This is a genomic window from Oleiphilus sp. HI0123 (assembly GCF_001635315.1).
Map to the genome: position 1 here is coordinate 1 of NZ_LWGE01000274.1, position 466 is coordinate 466.

A 466-nucleotide genomic window follows, 5' to 3' on the forward strand; every position below is an offset into this window, starting at 1 on the left:
GTTATTGCATCAACCCCAATGTTGTCAGCGATAGAAAGTGAACTCTATCAATACCAAATAGTTGCTACTGATGTTGATAGCAGTGACTTATCCTTCAATTTACTTAACTCCCCAGATGGGATGTCAATTGATTCGAATACGGGGCTTGTGTCGTGGGTACCTGATTATTATGCAGCTGCAGAATATCCGATTACGGTATCGGTAACAGATGGTATCCTGCAAGACACACAAAGCTTTAGTCTCAACGTACAGAATACTAACCGAGCGCCTGTCATCAATACGATGAGCTTAAATGATGGGCTAGAGAATACACCCTATAGCTATAGCTTGGATGCTGTTGACCCCGATAACAATCAGCTTACCTACACGCTACAAAGTGCGCCTCTTGGCATGAGCATCAATTCAAGTGGCCTAATTCAATGGGTACCTAGCTATGATGAAGCTGGTATTCACTCTGTCACAATCA

Annotated in this window: 1 protein-coding gene; it reads left to right on the plus strand. The window is 42.9% G+C overall.

Features of this window, described 5'->3' with window-relative positions:
* A partial coding sequence (locus A3761_RS02680) for a putative Ig domain-containing protein (protein WP_156491535.1) occupies positions 1-466 on the plus strand: 466 nt, incomplete at both ends.